Origin of the sequence: Actinomadura sp. NPDC000600, from assembly GCF_040492135.1 — a bacterium.
GTDB lineage: Bacteria > Actinomycetota > Actinomycetes > Streptosporangiales > Streptosporangiaceae > Spirillospora.
This window is the reverse complement of record NZ_JBEUPD010000048.1, coordinates 42,886-60,392: the sequence shown is the minus strand read 5'-3', so window position 1 is coordinate 60,392 and position 17,507 is coordinate 42,886. Positions and strand designations below refer to the sequence as shown.

The following is a 17,507-nucleotide window of genomic DNA, read 5'->3' as shown; positions in this document are numbered from 1 at the left end:
GGCGCGCCCCCCGCCCCCCCCCCCCGCCGAGCGCACCACCGCCTCCCCGGCGCCGAGCGCGGCCGGCGTGGCGGAGGACGTCGACCGGACCGCCGACTCCGAGGCCGGTGTCCTCGAACGCCCCCAGACGCCCGTGCGCCCCGCGCCGGATGCCGGACGCCCCGCGCAGCGCACGCCGTCCGACGACCCTGGCCTGGGCCGTGGGGACTACCGGCAGTTCAAGCGGCGCGGTGAGAGCGGCGTCCCGAGGCTGATTCCCCGGCGCCCCCCGCACCGGCAGGAGGCCCCGATGATGTTCACGGACCCGGGCGACAAGCCCGAGGCGCAGTCCGCCGACGACCCCCGACTCCGCCTGGACGACCTGCGCCGGATAGTCCGCAAGCGGGCCCTCGACTACCAGAACCGCTCCATCGAGGACTGAGAAACCTCCTCGGCACGCACTTCGTGCGAACCGGCGGGGTCAGTTCTCGTCGCGGCCCTCTTCGCTGTCGATCACGCCGTCGACGTAGCCGCGGGCGTACTCCCAGCTGACGTAGTCGACGGGATCGGGGGAGAGGGCGGGCTCGTGCACGCGGGGAAGGCCCTCGTCCAGGAGGTGGCGCAGGTTGCCGTGCAGCAGCTCCCAGTCGATGTAGTGCAGCTTGCCGCAGTCGCCGCAGTCGACCGTGAGGCCGCGTACGCCGAGCGGCTCCAGCAGGGCCCGGAAGACCTCCAGGTCGGCGAGGTCGGCCAGCACGTCCTCCCGCTCCGTCACGCTGAGCGGAGCGGTCTCGTCGCTCGGGTCGCCGAGCGCCGCCGCGGGATCCTCCGGGTCTCCGGCGAACGGGTCGAGCGGAGCATCGTCGTGCACACCCCCACGCTACTGCGCGACGCCCCGTGAGGTGCACCCCCGCTCCTCTCCGAGTGCGAACGGTCGCGAAGCGTAAGGGCGGTCAGGGGAATGGGAAGGACCGCCCGGCGTGTTGGGAGATGTCACCAAGACCACGTGACCGCCGCGGGCAAAGCCCGTCCCGCCGCGGGCTCAGGCCCCTACCATGGGGACAGGGTCCTTGTGACCTGGCCCGACGTCGCCACCATTACGGGAAGGTTGTCATGAACCCCGCCGCCGCGCCCGACAAGTTCCTCCCGCAGGGCCTGACCTTCGACGACGTGCTCCTGCTGCCGGGCTACTCCGACCTGCAGCCGGGCGAGGCCGACACCACGACCCGGCTGACCCGCGAGATCTCGCTGCGGATCCCGCTCGTCTCGGCGGCGATGGACACCGTCACCGAGGCCCGCACCGCGGTCGCGATGGCGCGCCAGGGCGGCATCGGCGTGCTGCACCGCAACATGTCGATCGAGGAGCAGGCCGCGGAGGCAGACCGGGTCAAGCGCTCCGAGGCCGGGATGATCACCAACCCGGTGACCTGCCTGCCGGACGCCACGCTCGCCGACGTCGAGGCGCTGTGCGCCCGCTACCGGATCTCCGGCGTGCCGGTCACCGACGTGCGCGGTGTGCTGGTCGGCATCGTGACCAACCGGGACATGCGCTTCGAGACCGACCTGTCCCGCCCCGTCCGCGAGGTCATGACGGCGATGCCGCTCGTCACCGCCCCGGTGGACGTCTCCCGCGAGGACGCGTTCCGCCTGCTCGCGGGCAACAAGGTGGAGAAGCTCCCGCTCGTCGACGCCGACGGCCGCCTCAAGGGCCTGATCACCACCAAGGACTTCACCAAGAGCGAGCAGTACCCCGACTCCACCAAGGACGCCGACGGCCGCCTGCTCGTCGCCGCGGCCGTGGGCGTCGGCGAGGACGCGCTGCGCCGCGCCCGCGCCCTCATCGAGGCCGGTACCGACGTCATCATCGTGGACACGGCGCACGGCCACTCCAAGGGCGTCGCCGACACGATCGCCGCGATCAAGGGCAACTCGTCCGTCCAGGTCGTCGGCGGCAACGTCGCCACCGCGGCGGGCGCCCAGGTCCTGGTGGACGCGGGCGCCGACGCGATCAAGGTCGGCGTGGGCCCCGGCTCCATCTGCACCACCCGCATCGTCGCCGGCGTCGGCGTCCCGCAGATCACCGCGATCTTCGAGGCGTCCCGCGCGGCGAAGGAGGCCGGCGTCCCGGTGATCGGGGACGGCGGCCTGCAGTACTCGGGCGACATCGCCAAGGCCCTGGTCGCGGGCGCCGACACGGTGATGCTCGGCAGCCTGCTCGCCGGCGTCGAGGAGTCCCCGGGCGAGCTGATCTTCGTCCACGGCAAGCAGTACAAGTCCTACCGCGGCATGGGCTCGCTCGGCGCGATGCGCAACCGCGAGCGCGGCGCCTCGTACTCCAAGGACCGCTACGCCCAGGCCGACGTCAACGCCGAGGAGAAGCTGATCCCGGAGGGCGTCGAGGGCCAGGTCCCCTACCGCGGGCCCCTCGCCAACGTCGCGCACCAGCTCGTCGGCGGGCTCCACCAGTCGATGTGGTACGCGGGCACCCGCACCATCCCCGAGCTCCAGGAGCGCGGCCAGCTCATGCGCATCAGCGTCGCGGGCCTGCGCGAGAGCCACCCGCACGACATCCAGATGACGGTGGAGGCCCCCAACTACCAGGGCCGCTGACCTGACGTAAGCTCTTCCGGGGCTTGGTCCCGCGAACCGCGGGAAGACCAGATCACGTGGAGGAAGGGCGCAGTGGCTGCTGAGGTGGAGATCGGCCGTGGCAAGAGCGGCCGCCGGGCGTACGCCTTCGACGACATCGGCATCGTGCCGTCCCGCCGGACGCGCGATCCCGAGGAGGTCAGCGTCGCCTGGCAGATCGACGCCTACCGGTTCGAGATGCCGCTGGTCGTCGCGCCGATGGACAGCGTCGTCAGCCCCGCCACCGCGATCGCCGTCGGACGGCTCGGCGGGCTCGCCGTGCTCGACCTCGAAGGGCTCTGGACGCGCTACGAGAGCCCCGAGCCGCTGCTCGCCGAGATCGCCTCGCTGGACGACGTCCGCGCCACCCAGCGGCTCCAGGAGATCTACTCCGAGCCGATCAAGGAAGAGCTGATCGGCCGCCGGATCGAGGAGGTCCGCGAGGCGGGCGTCACCGTCGCGGCGCGGCTGTCGCCGCAGCGCACCGCACAGTTCCACAAGGCCGTCATCGACGCGGGCGTCGACCTGTTCGTGATCCGCGGGACGACCGTGTCCGCCGAGCACGTGTCCGGGCGCGCGGAGCCGCTGAACCTCAAGCAGTTCATCTACGACCTCGACGTCCCCGTGATCGTCGGCGGCTGCTCCACCTACACGGCGGCGCTGCACCTGATGCGCACCGGCGCGGCCGGCGTGCTGGTCGGGTTCGGCGGCGGTTCCGGGCACACGACGCGGACCGTCCTCGGCGTCGCGGTCCCGATGGCCACCGCGGTCGCCGACGTGGCCGCCGCCCGCCGCGACTACATGGACGAGTCCGGCGGCCGCTACGTGCACGTGATCGCCGATGGCGGCATGGTCAACAGCGGCGACATCGCCAAGGCGTTCGCCTGCGGCTCCGACGCCGTGATGGTCGGCTCCCCGTTCGCCCGCTCCACCGAGGCGCCCGGACGCGGCTACCACTGGGGCAGCGAGGCCCACCACGGCGACGTCCCCCGCGGCACCCGCATCGAGATCGGGACGATCGGGACGATGGAGCAGATCCTGCACGGCCCGTCCCACGTGGCCGACGGCTCCATGAACCTGATCGGCGCGCTGCGCCGCTCGATGGCCACCGCCGGGTACACGGAGCTGAAGGAGTTCCAGCGGGTCCAGGTCGTCGTGGCCCCCGGGCAGTCCACGGACTGAGCCGGTCCAGGGGCTGAGCCGGCCGCCGACTGAGAGACACCCCACCCCCGTTTGATCGCATCTCGGGGTGAACCGGTCCTTACTCTTGGGTAGGAACCTGTTCCGAAACCGAACCGCTGTGGGGGGATGCGCGATGACGGGATCACCGGTGACGGGTCTTGGAAGCTCCCGGCTCGGCCCGGCCGAGCGGGCGGCGGCCCTTGACCGCATGGCCCGCGAGGAGTTCGACGTCGTCGTGGTCGGCGGCGGCATCGTCGGCGCCGGCGCGGCGCTCGACGCGGCCACCCGCGGCCTGTCGGTCGCGGTGGTCGAGGCCCGCGACTACGCGTCCGGGACGTCGTCGCGGTCCTCCAAGCTGATCCACGGCGGGCTGCGCTACCTGGAGCAGTACAACTTCGACCTCGTCCGGGAGGCGCTGACCGAGCGCGCGCTGCTGCTCCAGCAGATCGCGCCGCACCTGGTGAAGCCCGTCCCGTTCCTGCTGCCGACGACGCACCGCGTGTGGGAGCGCGCGTACCTCGGTGCGGGCGTGGCCCTCTACGACGCCCTCTCCTTCCAGATGGGCAGCACGCGCGGCGTCCCGCACCACCGGCACCTGACGCGCCGCGGCGCGCTGCGCCTCGCGCCGTCCCTGCGCAAGGACGCCTTCACCGGCGCGATCCAGTACTGGGACGCGCAGGTCGACGACGCCCGCTACGTGCTGACCGTCCTGCGGACGGCGGCGGAGTACGGCGCCCAGATCGCTTCGCGCACCCAGTGCCTCGGGTTCCTGCGCGAGGGGGAGCGGGTCACCGGCCTGCGCATCCGCGACCTTGAGGGCGGCGCTACCAGCGAGGTCCGCGCGAAGCAGGTCGTCAACGCGACCGGCGTGTGGACCGACGACATCCAGGAGCTCGTCGGCGGACGCGGCCAGATCCACGTGAAGGCGTCCAAGGGCATCCACCTGGTCGTGCCGAAGGACCGCATCCACTCCTCGACGGGGCTCATCCTGCGCACCGAGAAGTCGGTGCTCTTCGTGATCCCCTGGGGCCGCCACTGGATCATCGGCACCACCGACACCGCCTGGGATCTCGACAGGGCCCACCCCGCCGCGTCCAAGGCCGACATCGACTACGTGCTGGACCACGTCAACTCCGTCCTGGCGACGCCGCTCACGCACGACGACGTGGAGGGCGTCTACGCGGGCCTGCGCCCCCTCCTCACCGGCGAGACCGAGGAGACGTCCAAGCTCTCCCGCGAGCACGTGGTCGCGCACCCCGTCCCGGGCCTCGTCCTGGTGGCGGGCGGCAAGTACACGACCTACCGGGTCATGGCCAAGGACGCCATCGACGCGGTCGCCCACGGCCTCGACGGCAAGGTCGCCCAGTCCTGCACCGACCGGATCCCGCTCGTCGGCGGCGACGGCTTCCAGGCCATGTGGAACGCCCGGCACCGCCTCGCCGCGCGCTCCGGCCTGCACGTCGCCCGCATCGAACACCTCCTGCGCCGCTACGGGACGCTCCTGGACGACCTGCTCGAACTCATCGCCGACAAGCCCGACCTCGCCAAGCCGCTGAGCGGGGCCGACGACTACCTGCGCGCCGAGGTCGTCTACGCCGCCACCCACGAGGGCGCCCGGCACCTCAACGACGTCCTCGCCCGCCGGACCCGCATCTCCATCGAGACCTGGGACCGCGGCGTCGGCGTCGCCCAGGAGGCGGCCGACCTGCTGGCCCCGGTCCTGGGCTGGTCCAAGAAGCAGCGCGACAGGGAGATCGAGTACTACCGCAAGCGCGTCGAGGCGGAGCGCGCCTCCCAGACGCAGGAGGGCGACCAGGAGGCCGACGCCCACCGCCGCGGCGCCCCCGACATCGTCCCCGTCGCCACGCCCTGACCCCGTCGCCTCCGGCCTGGCGCTCAGCGTTCGAGGCGGCCTCGCATGAGGGCCCTGCCGGTGCTGTACAGCTCGGCGGGGACCCGGACGGGGTCGAGGAGGTGCTGGAATGCCAGGCCGAAGTCGAGGGCCATGGTGAGGGTGGCGCGGTCGTCCGGAGCGATACCGTCGGGGGCGGTTTCGTCGGGGGCGGCGCCGTCCGCGGGTTGGAGCTCCCGGGCGAGTTCGGCGCGGCGTTCGGCGTACCAGTCGGCGATGCGCCACCCGGCGGCGTAGTCGCGCATGCCGTAGAGCCAGAACTCGACCAGGAGCAGGGCGAGGCGGCGTGGGGCCTCGCCCGGGTCGCGGCGGGACGGGCGGCCGGTGGGGTCGGCGTCCTCGGCGTCCTCGGCGGCGGCGCGGAGCTCCTCGCAGACGCCGGTGCGGGTGCGGGCGCTGGTGATGCGCTCCATCAGGGCGAGCAACATGTCGGTCTTGCCGGCGAAGTTGGAGTAGACGGCGCCCTTGGTGAGGCCGGCGGCCGCGGCGATGTCGTCGAGCGAGGCGCCGTGGATGCCGCGTTCGGCCCAGAGGCGCTCGGCGGCGGCGAGCAGGGCGGCGCGGGTCTGCTCCCGCCGGTCCCGGCGCGGCCGGGGGCGGCCGGGGTCACCCTCGGGCGTGCGGCCGCGGGCGTGCGTCATCGCTGTCCCTCCCCTGGACGGCGCCGCGCCCTCGGGCGGCGCTGAGATTCTCCTCCTGCTTTCGGGATACACCGGGCGGACACGGTCAGTCCTCGACTTGCACAACTCCGGCCTGCTTGGAACGGTCCGTTCGGCGAGGTTTGTCAGCCGCGGTCGGAGAAACCGGGATCGCCCGGGGGAGTCGGCGGGACCTAGTGGGGCATATCACTGCAAGTAGCGCATTACTTGCGGGTAGCCAAACTGGACGGGTGGTCATACCCTGCCTGCATGGCATCCCCGACGGTCCCTGCCGAAGGCGCGGCAGACCCTGCCGAAGGCGCGACGAACTCTGCCGAAGGCGTGAAGGACTCTGCCGAAGGCGCGAAGACCACTGCCGAAGGTCCGGCGAGCTCTGCCGAAGGCGTGAAGGACTCCGCTGACGGCACAGCGAACACTGCCGAAGGCGCGAAGACCGCTGCCGATGGCACGGCGAGCACGGCCGAAGGCGCGAAGGACTCCGCCGAAGGCGTGAAGGAGTCTGCCGAAGGCGCGGCAAGCACCGGAGGCGTGAAGGACTCTGCCGACGCCGCGGCGGACTCTGCCAAGAGCGCGGCGGAGCACAGCCTCCCCAAGGCGCTGATCGACCGGCTGGTCTCGCATGTCGTCTCGGACGGCGCCGAGACCGCGACGATCCCCACCCCCTTCACCGGTGAGCCGCTCGCGGCCGTTCCGCTGTCGAGCCCCGAGGACGTCCGGGCCGCCTACGAGCGGGCGCGCAAGGCGCAGCGGGCCTGGGCGGCGCTGCCGGCGGGCGAGCGGGTCAAGCCCTTCCTGCGGCTCGCGGACGCCCTGGTCGACCGGCGCGAGGAGATCCTCGACGTCATCCAGCTGGAGACCGGCAAGGCGCGCCGCCACGCCATGGAGGAGTTCCTCGATGTGGCGCTGTGCTCGCTCTACTACGCCCGGCGGGCCCCGCGGCTGCTGAAGCCGCGCCGCCGCCAGGGGATGATGCCCGGGGTGACCCGCGTCCAGGAGCTGCGGCACCCGAAGGGCGTCGTGGCGCTGATCGCGCCGTGGAACTACCCGTTCGCGCTCGGGGCCAGCGACATCGCGCCGGCGCTGATGGCGGGCAACGCGGTCATCCACAAGCCGGACACCCAGACCTGCCTGTCCAGCCTGTGGGTCCTCGACCTGCTGGTGTCGCTCGGGCTGCCCAAGGACCTGTGGCAGATCGTCGTCGGGGAGCCGTCCGAGATCGGCGACCCGCTGGTGGACAACGCCGACTACGTCTCGTTCACCGGCTCCACGCGCGGTGGCAAGGCGATCGCGGAGAAGGTGGCGCCGCGCCTGGTCGCCTACTCGCTGGAGCTCGGCGGCAAGAACCCGATGATCGTCATGCCGGACGCCGACGTCGAGCGCGCCGCGCGCGGCGCCGTCCGCGCGTGCTTCACCAACGCCGGGCAGCTGTGCATCTCGATCGAGCGGATGTACGTGCACGAGGACGTCTACGACCGCTTCGTCCCGAGGTTCGTCGAGCTGGTCAAGGGCATGAAGCTCGGCACCGGCCTGAACTTCGAGGCCGAGATGGGCTCGCTGACCCACAAGCGCCAGCTGGACGCGGTTTCCGCGCACGTCGACCAGGCCGTCAAGGAGGGCGCGACCGTCCTCGCCGGCGGGAAGGCCCGTCCGGACGTCGGCCCGCTGTTCTACGAGCCGACGGTCCTCGCGGACGTCAACGGCGACATGGACCTGTGCGCGAACGAGACGTTCGGCCCCGTCGTCTCCGTCTACAAGTACCGGGACGAGGACGAGGTCGTCGCCCGCGCCAACGACACGTCCTACGGGCTGAACGCGTCGGTGTGGACGAAGAACGCGGCGCGCGGCCGCCGCATCGCCGCCCGCATCCAGGCGGGGACGGTCAACATCAACGACGGCTACGGCGCCGCGTACGCCTCGTACGACTCCCCGATGGGCGGGATGAAGCAGTCCGGTGTGGGACGCCGCCACGGGTCCGAGGGGCTGCTGAAGTTCACCGAGGTCCAGACCGTCGCGAGCCAGCACTTCATGGACCTGGAGCCGCCGGCCGCCATCGGCTACGACAAGTTCGCCGACTACATGGCCACCGGCATCAAGCTCATGAAGAAGCTGCGGATCAAGTAGGGAACGCCTGTGAAGCATGACTTCGACGTGCTCGTCGTCGGGTCGGGGTTCGGCGGCAGCGTCTCGGCGCTGCGGCTGACCGAGAAGGGCTACCGGGTCGGGGTCATCGAGGCGGGCCGCCGCTTCGACACGAACCCGGCCGGGGCGCCGGGGTCCCGGTATCCGGAGCTGCCGAGGACGAACTGGCGCATCGCCCGCTACCTGTGGGCGCCCGCGCTCGGCCTGACCGGCATCCAGCGGATGCACCTCATCCGCGGCGCGAAGTCGAGCCGCGTGATGGTGCTGGCGGGCGCGGGCGTCGGCGGCGGGTCCCTCAACTACGCCAACACGCTGTACGTCCCGCCGGAGCCGTTCTTCAAGGACCGGCAGTGGGCGCACATCACCGACTGGCGGGACGAGTTGGCGCCCTACTACGAGCAGGCGAAGCGCATGCTCGGCGTCGTCCAGAACCCGACGACGACGGCGGCCGACAAGGTCATGAAGCGGGTCGCCGACCGGATGGGCAAAGGCGAGACGTTCGTGAAGACGCCCGTCGGCGTCTACTTCGGGCGCGGCGCCGGGATCGAGAGCGCCGACCCCTACTTCGGTGGCGAGGGCCCGCGCCGGCGCGGCTGCCTGGAGTGCGGCGAGTGCATGACGGGCTGCCGCCACGGCTCGAAGAACATGCTGACGGAGAACTACCTGTACCTGGCCGAGAAGGCGGGCGCCCGGGTGATGCCGCTCAGCCGCGTCACCGCGGTGCGGCCGCGCGCCGGGGGCGGCTACGAGGTCGACATCGTCCGGACCGGCTCGTTCGGCCGCAACCGCAAGACGCTCACTGCCGAGCAGGTCGTCTTCGCCGCGGGCACCTACGGGACGCAGAAGCTCCTGCACAAGCTGAAGTCGACCGGGCTGCTGCCGCGGCTGTCCGACCGGCTCGGCGCCCTGACCCGCACCAACTCCGAGGCGATCCTGGGCGGCGGGCGCCGGGGCGGCAAGCCGGGCCCGGACTTCTCCGAGGGCGTGGCGATCACGTCCTCGTTCCACCCGACGCCGGACACCCACATCGAGCCCGTCCGGTACGGCCGCGGCTCGAACCTGCTCGCGAGCCTGCAGACCCTCCTGGTGGACGGCGACCGGCCGGGGGAGCGGCACAGGCCGCGGATCCTGAAGTTCGCCCGTGAGGTGGTGCGCCGGCCCGGCGACCTCGTCCAGCTCTTCGACGTCCGGCGCTGGTCGCAGCGGACCGTCATCGCGCTGGTCATGCAGACCCGCGACAACTCGATCACGCTGAGCCCGAAGAAGGGCCCGTTCGGGTGGGACGTCCGCGCGTCCGCCGGGCACGGCGAGCCGAACCCGACCTGGATCCCCGAGGGGCACGAGGCGACCCGCCTGATCGCCGAGGAGATCGGCGGCATCCCGGGCGGCGCCTGGGGCGACCTGTTCGACATCCCGATGACCGCGCACTTCCTCGGCGGCTGCGCGATCGGCGACTCCGCCGAGACGGGCGTGATCGACCCCTACCACCGCGTCTACGGGCACCGCGGACTGCACGTCGTGGACGGCTCCGCCGTCTCGGCCAACCTGGGCGTCAACCCGTCGCTCACCATCACGGCCCAGGCCGAGCGCGCCATGTCGTTCTGGCCGAACCGTGCGGAGAAGGACCCTCGCCCCGCCCTGGGCGACGCCTACCGGCGCCTCGCCCCGGTCGCGCCGAAGAACCCCGTCGTCCCGGCCGACGCCCCCGCGGCTCTGAAACTCCCGATAGTCGACATCGCCTGACCCGCTCGGTGGCCGCCCCGGCGGAAGCCGAGGAGCCCGGTGCCGGAGCGGAAAGCTCCGGCACCGGGCTCACCGGTCAGACGGGGTACGTAATCAGGCGCCGTCGGGGATCAGGCGCGGTAGGCGGCCCACTGGTTCTTCATGCGCGTGGACTGGCCCGGCGTGAACTCGTACATGCAGGAGTCGTAGCTGTAGTCCATGAAGTTGTGGATGGGGTCGGCGCCGGGCGCCGAGCAGGTGTCGCGGCCGGTCGGGCAGCCTGAGGCCGGGCTCTGTTCGGCGGGCGTGTCGGAGACGCTGTCGCCGGAGCCGCTGCACCCGCCCTGGAACGTGTGGTAGAGCCCCATCCAGTGGCCGACCTCGTGGGTTCCGGTGTCGCCCTCGTTGTAGTTGCCGATCGAGCCGCCCGGCAGGCTCTGGTAGTGGACGACGACGCCGTCCATCGACGGCTGGGAGCGGTAGCTGCTCGGGAACGTGGCCCAGCCGAGGAGGCTGCTGCCGAGGTCGGCGGTGTAGAAGTTGAGGTCCTGCGCGTTGCCGGTGTGCAGCGCGGACTTCATCTTCCTCTCGTTGCCCTCGGGGTCGGAGAACCAGGCCGCGTTCTGCGTCCGCCTGATCTCGGCCAGAGTGAACGTGACGCCGCTGCCGGCGTAGGCGTTGTTGAGGACGGTGAGCTGCTTGTTCAGGACCGAGTCGGACACGTTGCCCGCGCTGCCGTAGACGACCTGGAAGTGCACCCGGACGGTGATGGCCGCCGCGGTGCTCGCCTTCCTCAGCTTGCCGACGCGGTTCTGGAAGTCCTTCTCCATCGCGGCGACCTGGGCCGCTCCGGGCTGGTTCCGCTCGGTGGCGTGGGCCCCGGCCCGGACGCGGGCCTGCGCGGGCTGGTCGGCGCAGACGGTGGACGAGGCGTGCCCGGCGGAAGGGGCGGCGAGTGTGGCGGGTGCGGCAGGGGCGTACGCCGTGAAGGCGGCGGCCATGCCGAGTACGGCGGCGATTCCGGCGCGTTTCATGGAACTCCTTGGGGGTGCTGCGCGAGCGGGGGAGCGCGCGCTGGGGGAGCGGAGTCATCGCTGGAACTAGGGTGAATGCGAACAAACAACGCGTCTTTAGCAAACCTGAACGAACACGGATGCGTAATGCTGAATACGGCGCCGTAGCGCGGCGGCGTAGCGTGGCCCCATGGATGTGGAGGCCGAGGCGGCACGCATCATGGCCGAGCTGCGGGCGCAGGCGGACCCGGTGCGGGCCGAGGGGGAGAAGCGCTATCTGAAGAGCGAGTTCGCCCATATCGGCGTCCCCGTTCCCGCGCTGCGCAGGATCGCGGTGTCGGCGGTCAAGACCAAGCCGACACGGGAGGAACTGGTCGCCCTCGCCGCGACCCTCTGGGACGTCACCGACGAAGGCCGCCCGGTGCACGAGGCCCGCATGGCCGCCATCGAGGTGCTCATGAAGCGGGTGGCGTTGTTGGAGCCGCGCGACGTGAGCCTGGCCGAACGGCTCATCCGCGACTCGGCGAGCTGGGTGTACGTCGACCAGCTCGCGGAGAAGGTCGTCGGCGCCCTGGTCTTCCGCCACCCGGACCTGGCGGCGGTGCTCGACGCGTGGGTCGCCGACCCCTACATGTGGGTGCGGCGCACGGCGATGCTGGCGCTCATGGCGGGTGTGCGGGCGGGAGATCCCGACCTCGCCCGCATCGACCGCTACGGGGACGCGCTGATCGCCGAACGCGAGTTCTTCATCCGCAAGGTCATCGGCTGGGTGCTCCGCGAACTGTCCAAGAAGGACCCCGACTGGGTGGCCGCCTGGGTCGAACCCCGCCTCGACACCATCTCAGGCGTGACCCTACGCGAGGCCGTCCGCCGCCTACCCCCCGAAGTAGCGACCCACCTCAAGACCACCGCCAAGAACAAGACCGCCACCAGGAGCAAGGCCGGAGTGGGCCGGGGCTGAGTGCAAGGCCGGGGCTGATGGTCAGGCCGCGGCCTGTAAGCGGACCGCGGCCGACGGCCGTGTCAGGCGCGGTAGGCCGTCCACACCTTGTGGATGCGGGCGCCCTGGCCGGCGGTGAAGGAGTTCATGCAGGTGTCGTAGCTGTAGTCCATGTAGTTGTGGATCGGGTCGTCGCCGGGCGTAGGGCAGGTGTCCTTGTAGGCCGGGCAGCCGTTGGTGGGGTCGCGCTCGGCGGGGGTGTCGGAGACGCGGTCGCCCTGGCCGCTGCAGCCGTCCTGGAACGTGTGGTACAGCCCCAGCCAGTGCCCCACCTCGTGGGTCGCGCTGAACCCCTTGTTGAAGTTGTGGATGGAGCCCCCCGGCATGCTGGCGTAGTGGATGGTGACGCCGTCCATCTCGAGGTCGGACTTGTACCTCCAGGGGAAGGTCGACCAGCCGAGCAGGTCGCCGCCGATGTAGGTGCTGTAGAGGTTCAGGTCGGCCTTGCCGCCCCTGTGCAGCTTCGGCTTGTAGGTGTCCTCGTAGCGTTCCGGGTCGCCGAACCAGGCCGCGTTGTCGGTGCGGCTCACGGCCTTGAGCGTGAAGGAGACGTGCGTGTCAGCGCCTCCGTTGCGCCCGCCGTAGGACGCGTTCATCGTGTCGATCTGGCGCTGGATCATCGCAAGGGACACGTTGCCCTTCGCGCCGGCGTGGATCACATGGAAGTAGACCGGAATGGTGATCCGCGCCCCTCGGCGCAGGCCGGCCGCCTTCGCGGACCCGTGCTTGCCCTGGCCGAGATCGTCGAGGATCCGGTTCAGGCGCGCTTCCACGGCCGCGGCCTCGGCGGGGCTCAGGTCCAGGTCGTCGCGGACATGGCCGTCCGTCCGGTGCCGCACGTCGGCGTGCCGCTCGGCTGAGCGGTTCGCGGCGAGGGGCTGCGCGCAGTCGCCGCCCCGGCGTTCGTGCCACGGGCTCGCGGACGGCCCGGAAGGCGCGGCGGGGACGAGGGCGGCGAGCAGAGCGGCGGCGGCGAGCAGCTTCACGGCACTCCTAGGGACGTCGCTCGCGGCCGGGGACCGGGCGAGCGCGGCGTTCCGGCGAGCACGGCGCACCCCCGGAGGCCGACTTCCGCGGAGACCGGGTTCGCGAGGAGACCGGGCCTCGGGGGAGAGCGGGCTTCCGGGAGAGCTGTGCTTCGCCGAATACAGGACGTCATCAACTGATAGCAGAACGCGGTCATTCTGTATGTGTGATCAAGGTAAATCGATGCTGACCGTTATCGGTCAGTTGCCGCATGTAACGATCGGCTCCGGGGTGCGGCGCATCGGCGCAGGCAGGGGCCCGTAGACTGGGAGACCCTTCCGGCCGGGCGAAAGGCGTAGTTGGTGGCCGCAGACCAGTCCTTTGACACCGTCCTCGTCGTCGACTTCGGCGCGCAGTACGCGCAGCTGATCGCACGACGGGTCCGCGAGTGCCATGTGTTCAGCGAGATCGTGCCGTCCACCATGCCGGCGGCGGAGATGCTCGCCAAGCGGCCGAAGGCGATCATCCTCTCGGGCGGCCCGGCTTCGGTGTACGCCGAAGGCGCCCCGGTCGTGCCGGAGGGCCTGTTCGACATCGGCGTCCCCACGCTCGGCATCTGCTACGGCCACCAGGTGATGGCGCAGGCCCTCGGCGGGACGGTCGAGAACTCCGACGTCGCCGAGTACGGCGGCGCCACCGTCGCCGTCACGTCCCCGGGCATGCTGTTCGCGGGCTTGCCGCACGAGCAGGCGGTGTGGATGTCGCACCGCGACTTCGTGAGCAGCGCCCCCTCCGGCTTCACCGTGACGGCCAGCACGGACGTCACCCCGGTCGCGGGCATGGAGGACCTGGAGCGCGGCTTCTTCGGCGTCCAGTTCCACCCCGAGGTCCTGCACACCCAGCACGGCATGGAGATCCTGCGGCGCTTCCTCTACGAGGGCGCCGGGTGCCGGCCGAACTGGACGATGGTGAACATCGCGGACGAGTCCATCGAGGCCGTCCGGCAGCAGGTCGGCGAGAAGCGGGTCATCTGCGCGCTGTCGGGCGGGGTCGACTCCGCCGTCGCCGCCGCGCTCGTCCAGCGCGCCATCGGCGACCAGCTGACCTGCGTGTTCGTCGACCACGGCCTGCTGCGCAAGGGCGAGCCCGAGCAGGTCGAGAAGGACTTCGTCGCGGCCACCGGCGTGAACCTGCACGTTGTGGACGCCCAGGAGCGCTTCCTGTCCGCCCTCGACGGCGTCACCGATCCGGAGGAGAAGCGCAAGATCATCGGCCGCGAGTTCATCCGGGTGTTCGAGGAGGCGGCCCGCGAGATCGTCCACGGCGGGTCCGGGGCCGCCGGGGAGCCGGCCGAACCGGTCGAGTTCCTCGTCCAGGGGACCCTCTACCCGGACGTGGTCGAATCGGGCGGCGGCACCGGCGCGGCCAACATCAAGTCGCACCACAACGTCGGCGGCCTCCCCGAGGACCTCCAGTTCAAGCTGGTCGAGCCGCTGCGGACGCTGTTCAAGGACGAGGTCCGCGCGCTCGGCGAGCAGCTCGGCCTGCCCGCCGAGATCGTCTGGCGGCAGCCGTTCCCCGGCCCCGGCCTCGGCATCCGCATCATCGGCGCCGTCACGCGCGACCGCCTGGACATCCTCCGCGACGCCGACGCCATCGCCCGCGAGGAGCTCACCCGCGCCGGCCTCGACCGCGACATCTGGCAGTTCCCGGTCGTCCTGCTCGCGGACGTGCGGTCCGTGGGCGTGCAGGGCGACAGCCGCACGTACGGGCACCCGATCGTGCTGCGTCCGGTGACCAGCGAGGACGCGATGACCGCCGACTGGGCGCGGCTCCCCTACGAGGTCCTGCAGCGGATCTCCACCCGCATCACCAACGAGGTCCGCGAGATCAACCGCGTCACCGTCGACATCACCTCCAAGCCCCCGGGCACCATCGAGTGGGAGTAGCAGGCACGGCGAAGGCCCGGACGGATCCGTCCGGGCCTTTCGCTTTCACCGGCCGGCGCCGGCCCTGCCGCCAGGCCGTGCCGCCGGCGTCAGACGTGCTGTCGGCCGAGCAGTCAGACGGTGGCGGGGGCCAGGGCGGCCTCGGCGTCCAGCGTCGCGGCGGCCGCGTTCACCACGGCGGCGATCCGCAGCGCCTCCTGGACGAGCTCGCGCGACAGGCCCGCCTCGCGGACGACCTTCTCGTGCGACTCCAGGCACCGCCCGCAGCCGTTGATCGCCGACACGGCGAGGCACCACAGCTCGAAGTCGACCTTGTCGACGCCGGGCTTCCCGATGATCGACATCCGCAGCCGGGCCGGGAGGGTCGCGTACGTCTCGTCCCCGATCAGGTGGGTGGCGCGGTAGTACACGTTGTTCATCGCCATGATCGACGCGGCGCCCTTGGCCGCCTCGAACGCCTCGGCGGACAGGTTGTCGCCCGCCTCCTCGGCCAGCTCCCGGATGACGACGGTGCTGCGTGTGGCGAGGGCGCAGGCGAGGACCGTCCCCCACAGCTGCTGGTCGGTGAGCTGGGAGGTCGAGGTCAGCGAGCCCAGGTTGAGCTTGGTGTCCTTGGCGTAGCCCGGGAGGGCGCCCTTCAGCGCGTCCACGCTCATGATCATGCGTCCTTTCGTGCGGACGGCCGGCCGCGGTCCGCGCGGCCGGCCGCCGTCGGTCGTGCTGGGACTCCGCGGGATCGGACCCGGTGAGAGGCTCAGGCGCCCGCGAGCAGCTTGGTCGCGTCGAGCGTCTCCTCGCCCTTGTTCCAGTTGCAGGGGCACAGCTCGTCGCTCTGCAGCGCGTCCAGCACCCGCAGGACCTCCTTGACGTTCCGGCCGACGGAACCGGCGGTCACCATGGCGAACTGGATCTCGTTGTTCGGGTCCACGATGAACGTCGCGCGCTGGGCGACGCCGTCCTCGGTGAGGATGCCGAGCGCCTCGGACAGCTCGCGCTTGAGGTCGGACATCATCGGGAACGGGATCTCCCGCAGGTCCGGGTGGTCCTTGCGCCACGCGTAGTGGACGAACTCGTTGTCGACCGACGCGCCCAGCACCTGAGCGTCGCGGTCGGCGAAGTCCTCGTTGAGGCGGCCGAACTCGGCGATCTCGGTGGGACAGACGAAGGTGAAGTCCTTCGGCCAGAAAAAGACCACGCGCCACTTGCCCTCGTAGGACTTGTGGTTGATCGTCTCGAACGCGTTGTCGGCGTCCAGCGAGACGCAGGCGGTGAGCTCGTACTCGGGGAACTTGTCACCGACAGTAAGCAACGCATGCTCCTTCGACATGAGAAAGGGTCGCCTCCGCATGAGGAGGCGCAGGAAGGCCGCGGGCTTCCCGCCTCGGCGGCCGTGTCACTCACAGTGCCGTGAGTCGATTCGCAAGAGAAATCGATCTGTCGCAAGTGATCGATAGGAACTTCTTATCAATAGCCCGCTTGCCTGCACTGACCTGCGGAGCAATGACCGGGTGGTGCGGAAACCAAGCCGACTACTAGATGTAAATCACATCGACTCGCCCAAAACGGGCTTCACGCTCGGTGACGAGCCAGTGTAGGGCGTCGAGCCCGCACAATACGCATCGAGTGACCTATCCCTCAAAGCCGGTCATTCTCTCGGGCGTGGGCGGCGGCGTGGGTGGCGAGGGCTTCGGCGGCGTCGGCGAACATGTCGGCCAGGCCGGGCAGGGTGGTCTTGAGTTCGCCGTCCAGCCAGGCGATGAGGTTCTCGTTCCAGCCGGCGACCAGCATGGTGGCGACGAACTGCACCCGCGCGTCGGCGTCGGGCGGGATGTCGTAGAACGTCCGGGCGTACTCGATGACCCGGCGGGTGTAGTCGCGGCGTGCGGCGGCCTGGCGCTCGCGCAGGACGGGACTGGCGGTCGCCTCCACCAGCATCACGCGGACCTTCCGGGGGTCCGCACGGCTCATCTCCAGGGCGGCCACGGCGGCGGAGCGGACGGTCGTGCGCAGGCCGGCGTCCGGCCCCGCGGCGGCGACGCCCTGCGCGGCGGCCTCGGCGACCTCCGTGACGATCCGGTCGTGGACCTCGGTCAGCAGCGCGTCCAGGTCGGCGAAGTTCTCGTAGAAGTAGCGCGGGTTGAGGCCGGCGCGAGCGCAGACGGCGCGCAGGGACGTGCCTCGGACGCCTTCCGCCGCGAGCAGGTCGAGGGCCGCCTCCAGGAGCGCGGCGCGGCGGTCGGCGCGGCGGCGGTCGGCGGTGACGCCGCCGTACGGGCGAGGGCTCACCTCCCAATCTTGACACAGGCGTTTCCAGAACCTACCTTTCTGGCAACACGCGTATCCAGATGGGGAGGCCCC

At 71.2% G+C, this 17,507-nt stretch carries 14 protein-coding genes and 1 pseudogene; 8 read left to right on the top strand and 7 right to left on the bottom strand.

Translation table 11 applies throughout. The features are described 5' to 3' along the window. Positions 1–421: pseudogene (locus tag ABWI07_RS39565) on the top strand (hypothetical protein); the annotation flags it as partial. A 39-nt stretch (positions 422–460) separates the two neighbouring features. On the opposite strand, the gene ABWI07_RS39560 reads toward ABWI07_RS39565, so the two are convergent. Continuing rightward, a complete protein-coding gene (locus ABWI07_RS39560; RefSeq protein ID WP_149258968.1) occupies positions 461–850 on the bottom strand; it encodes a DUF5319 domain-containing protein in 390 nt (129 codons plus the stop codon). A 242-nt stretch (positions 851–1,092) separates the two neighbouring features. Between ABWI07_RS39560 and guaB the strand changes: the two genes are divergently transcribed. The 3 genes from guaB (at position 1,093) to ABWI07_RS39545 (ending at position 5,662) form a co-directional block, all read left to right on the top strand. Beyond that, on the top strand, positions 1,093–2,589 hold the full coding sequence (guaB, locus tag ABWI07_RS39555; RefSeq protein ID WP_353821659.1) for an IMP dehydrogenase: 1,497 nt from the start codon (positions 1,093–1,095) through the stop codon (positions 2,587–2,589). Between the two features lie 84 nt (positions 2,590–2,673). Next, positions 2,674–3,789, top strand: a complete 1,116-nt coding sequence (locus ABWI07_RS39550; protein ID WP_149259529.1) for a GuaB3 family IMP dehydrogenase-related protein — start codon at positions 2,674–2,676, stop codon at positions 3,787–3,789. Between the two features lie 133 nt (positions 3,790–3,922). Beyond that, positions 3,923–5,662 (top strand): glycerol-3-phosphate dehydrogenase/oxidase, encoded by a 1,740-nt coding sequence (locus ABWI07_RS39545; protein WP_149258970.1) that lies wholly within the window; start codon positions 3,923–3,925, stop codon positions 5,660–5,662. Positions 5,663–5,685: 23 nt separating this feature from the next. Here the strand turns inward: ABWI07_RS39545 and ABWI07_RS39540 are convergent, their stop codons facing one another. Continuing rightward, entirely contained in the window at positions 5,686–6,342 is a 657-nt protein-coding gene (locus tag ABWI07_RS39540) for a TetR/AcrR family transcriptional regulator (RefSeq protein ID WP_149258971.1), read from the bottom strand. A gap of 546 nt (positions 6,343–6,888) precedes the next feature. Between ABWI07_RS39540 and ABWI07_RS39535 the strand changes: the two genes are divergently transcribed. Further along, positions 6,889–8,481 (top strand): succinic semialdehyde dehydrogenase, encoded by a 1,593-nt coding sequence (locus tag ABWI07_RS39535; RefSeq protein ID WP_353821658.1) that lies wholly within the window; start codon positions 6,889–6,891, stop codon positions 8,479–8,481. Positions 8,482–8,490: 9 nt separating this feature from the next. Beyond that, complete coding sequence (locus tag ABWI07_RS39530; RefSeq protein ID WP_149258972.1) at positions 8,491–10,242, top strand: FAD-dependent oxidoreductase; 1,752 nt, start codon at positions 8,491–8,493, stop codon at positions 10,240–10,242. A 110-nt stretch (positions 10,243–10,352) separates the two neighbouring features. Here the strand turns inward: ABWI07_RS39530 and ABWI07_RS39525 are convergent, their stop codons facing one another. Further along, a complete protein-coding gene (locus ABWI07_RS39525) occupies positions 10,353–11,255 on the bottom strand; it encodes a zinc metalloprotease (RefSeq protein WP_200841829.1) in 903 nt (300 codons plus the stop codon). Positions 11,256–11,424: 169 nt separating this feature from the next. On the opposite strand from ABWI07_RS39525, the gene ABWI07_RS39520 reads away from it, so the two are divergent. Further along, positions 11,425–12,195: a DNA alkylation repair protein gene (locus ABWI07_RS39520; RefSeq protein WP_353821657.1), complete on the top strand. Its 771-nt coding sequence runs from the start codon at positions 11,425–11,427 to the stop codon at positions 12,193–12,195. 62 nt (positions 12,196–12,257) lie between these two features. Here the strand turns inward: ABWI07_RS39520 and ABWI07_RS39515 are convergent, their stop codons facing one another. Then, positions 12,258–13,220: a zinc metalloprotease gene (locus ABWI07_RS39515; RefSeq protein WP_353821656.1), complete on the bottom strand. Its 963-nt coding sequence runs from the start codon at positions 13,218–13,220 to the stop codon at positions 12,258–12,260. A gap of 342 nt (positions 13,221–13,562) precedes the next feature. Here ABWI07_RS39515 and guaA point away from each other — a divergent pair, with 342 nt between their 5' ends. After that, the gene (guaA, locus tag ABWI07_RS39510; RefSeq protein WP_353821655.1) at positions 13,563–15,149 is read left to right on the top strand and encodes a glutamine-hydrolyzing GMP synthase; all 1,587 of its coding nucleotides are present in this window, start codon (positions 13,563–13,565) and stop codon (positions 15,147–15,149) included. A 113-nt stretch (positions 15,150–15,262) separates the two neighbouring features. Here guaA and ahpD read toward each other — a convergent pair whose 3' ends face one another. The 3 genes from ahpD to ABWI07_RS39495 all read right to left on the bottom strand — a co-directional run bounded on the left by ahpD (position 15,263) and on the right by ABWI07_RS39495 (position 17,435). Next, positions 15,263–15,805, bottom strand: a complete 543-nt coding sequence (gene ahpD, locus ABWI07_RS39505) for an alkylhydroperoxidase, AhpD family (RefSeq protein WP_149258976.1) — start codon at positions 15,803–15,805, stop codon at positions 15,263–15,265. A gap of 98 nt (positions 15,806–15,903) precedes the next feature. Further along, the gene (locus ABWI07_RS39500) at positions 15,904–16,458 is read right to left on the bottom strand and encodes a peroxiredoxin (RefSeq protein ID WP_353821654.1); all 555 of its coding nucleotides are present in this window, start codon (positions 16,456–16,458) and stop codon (positions 15,904–15,906) included. Between the two features lie 326 nt (positions 16,459–16,784). Then, positions 16,785–17,435, bottom strand: coding sequence for a TetR/AcrR family transcriptional regulator (locus ABWI07_RS39495; RefSeq protein WP_353821653.1), 651 nt, complete (start codon positions 17,433–17,435; stop codon positions 16,785–16,787). Positions 17,436–17,507 lie beyond the last annotated feature (72 nt).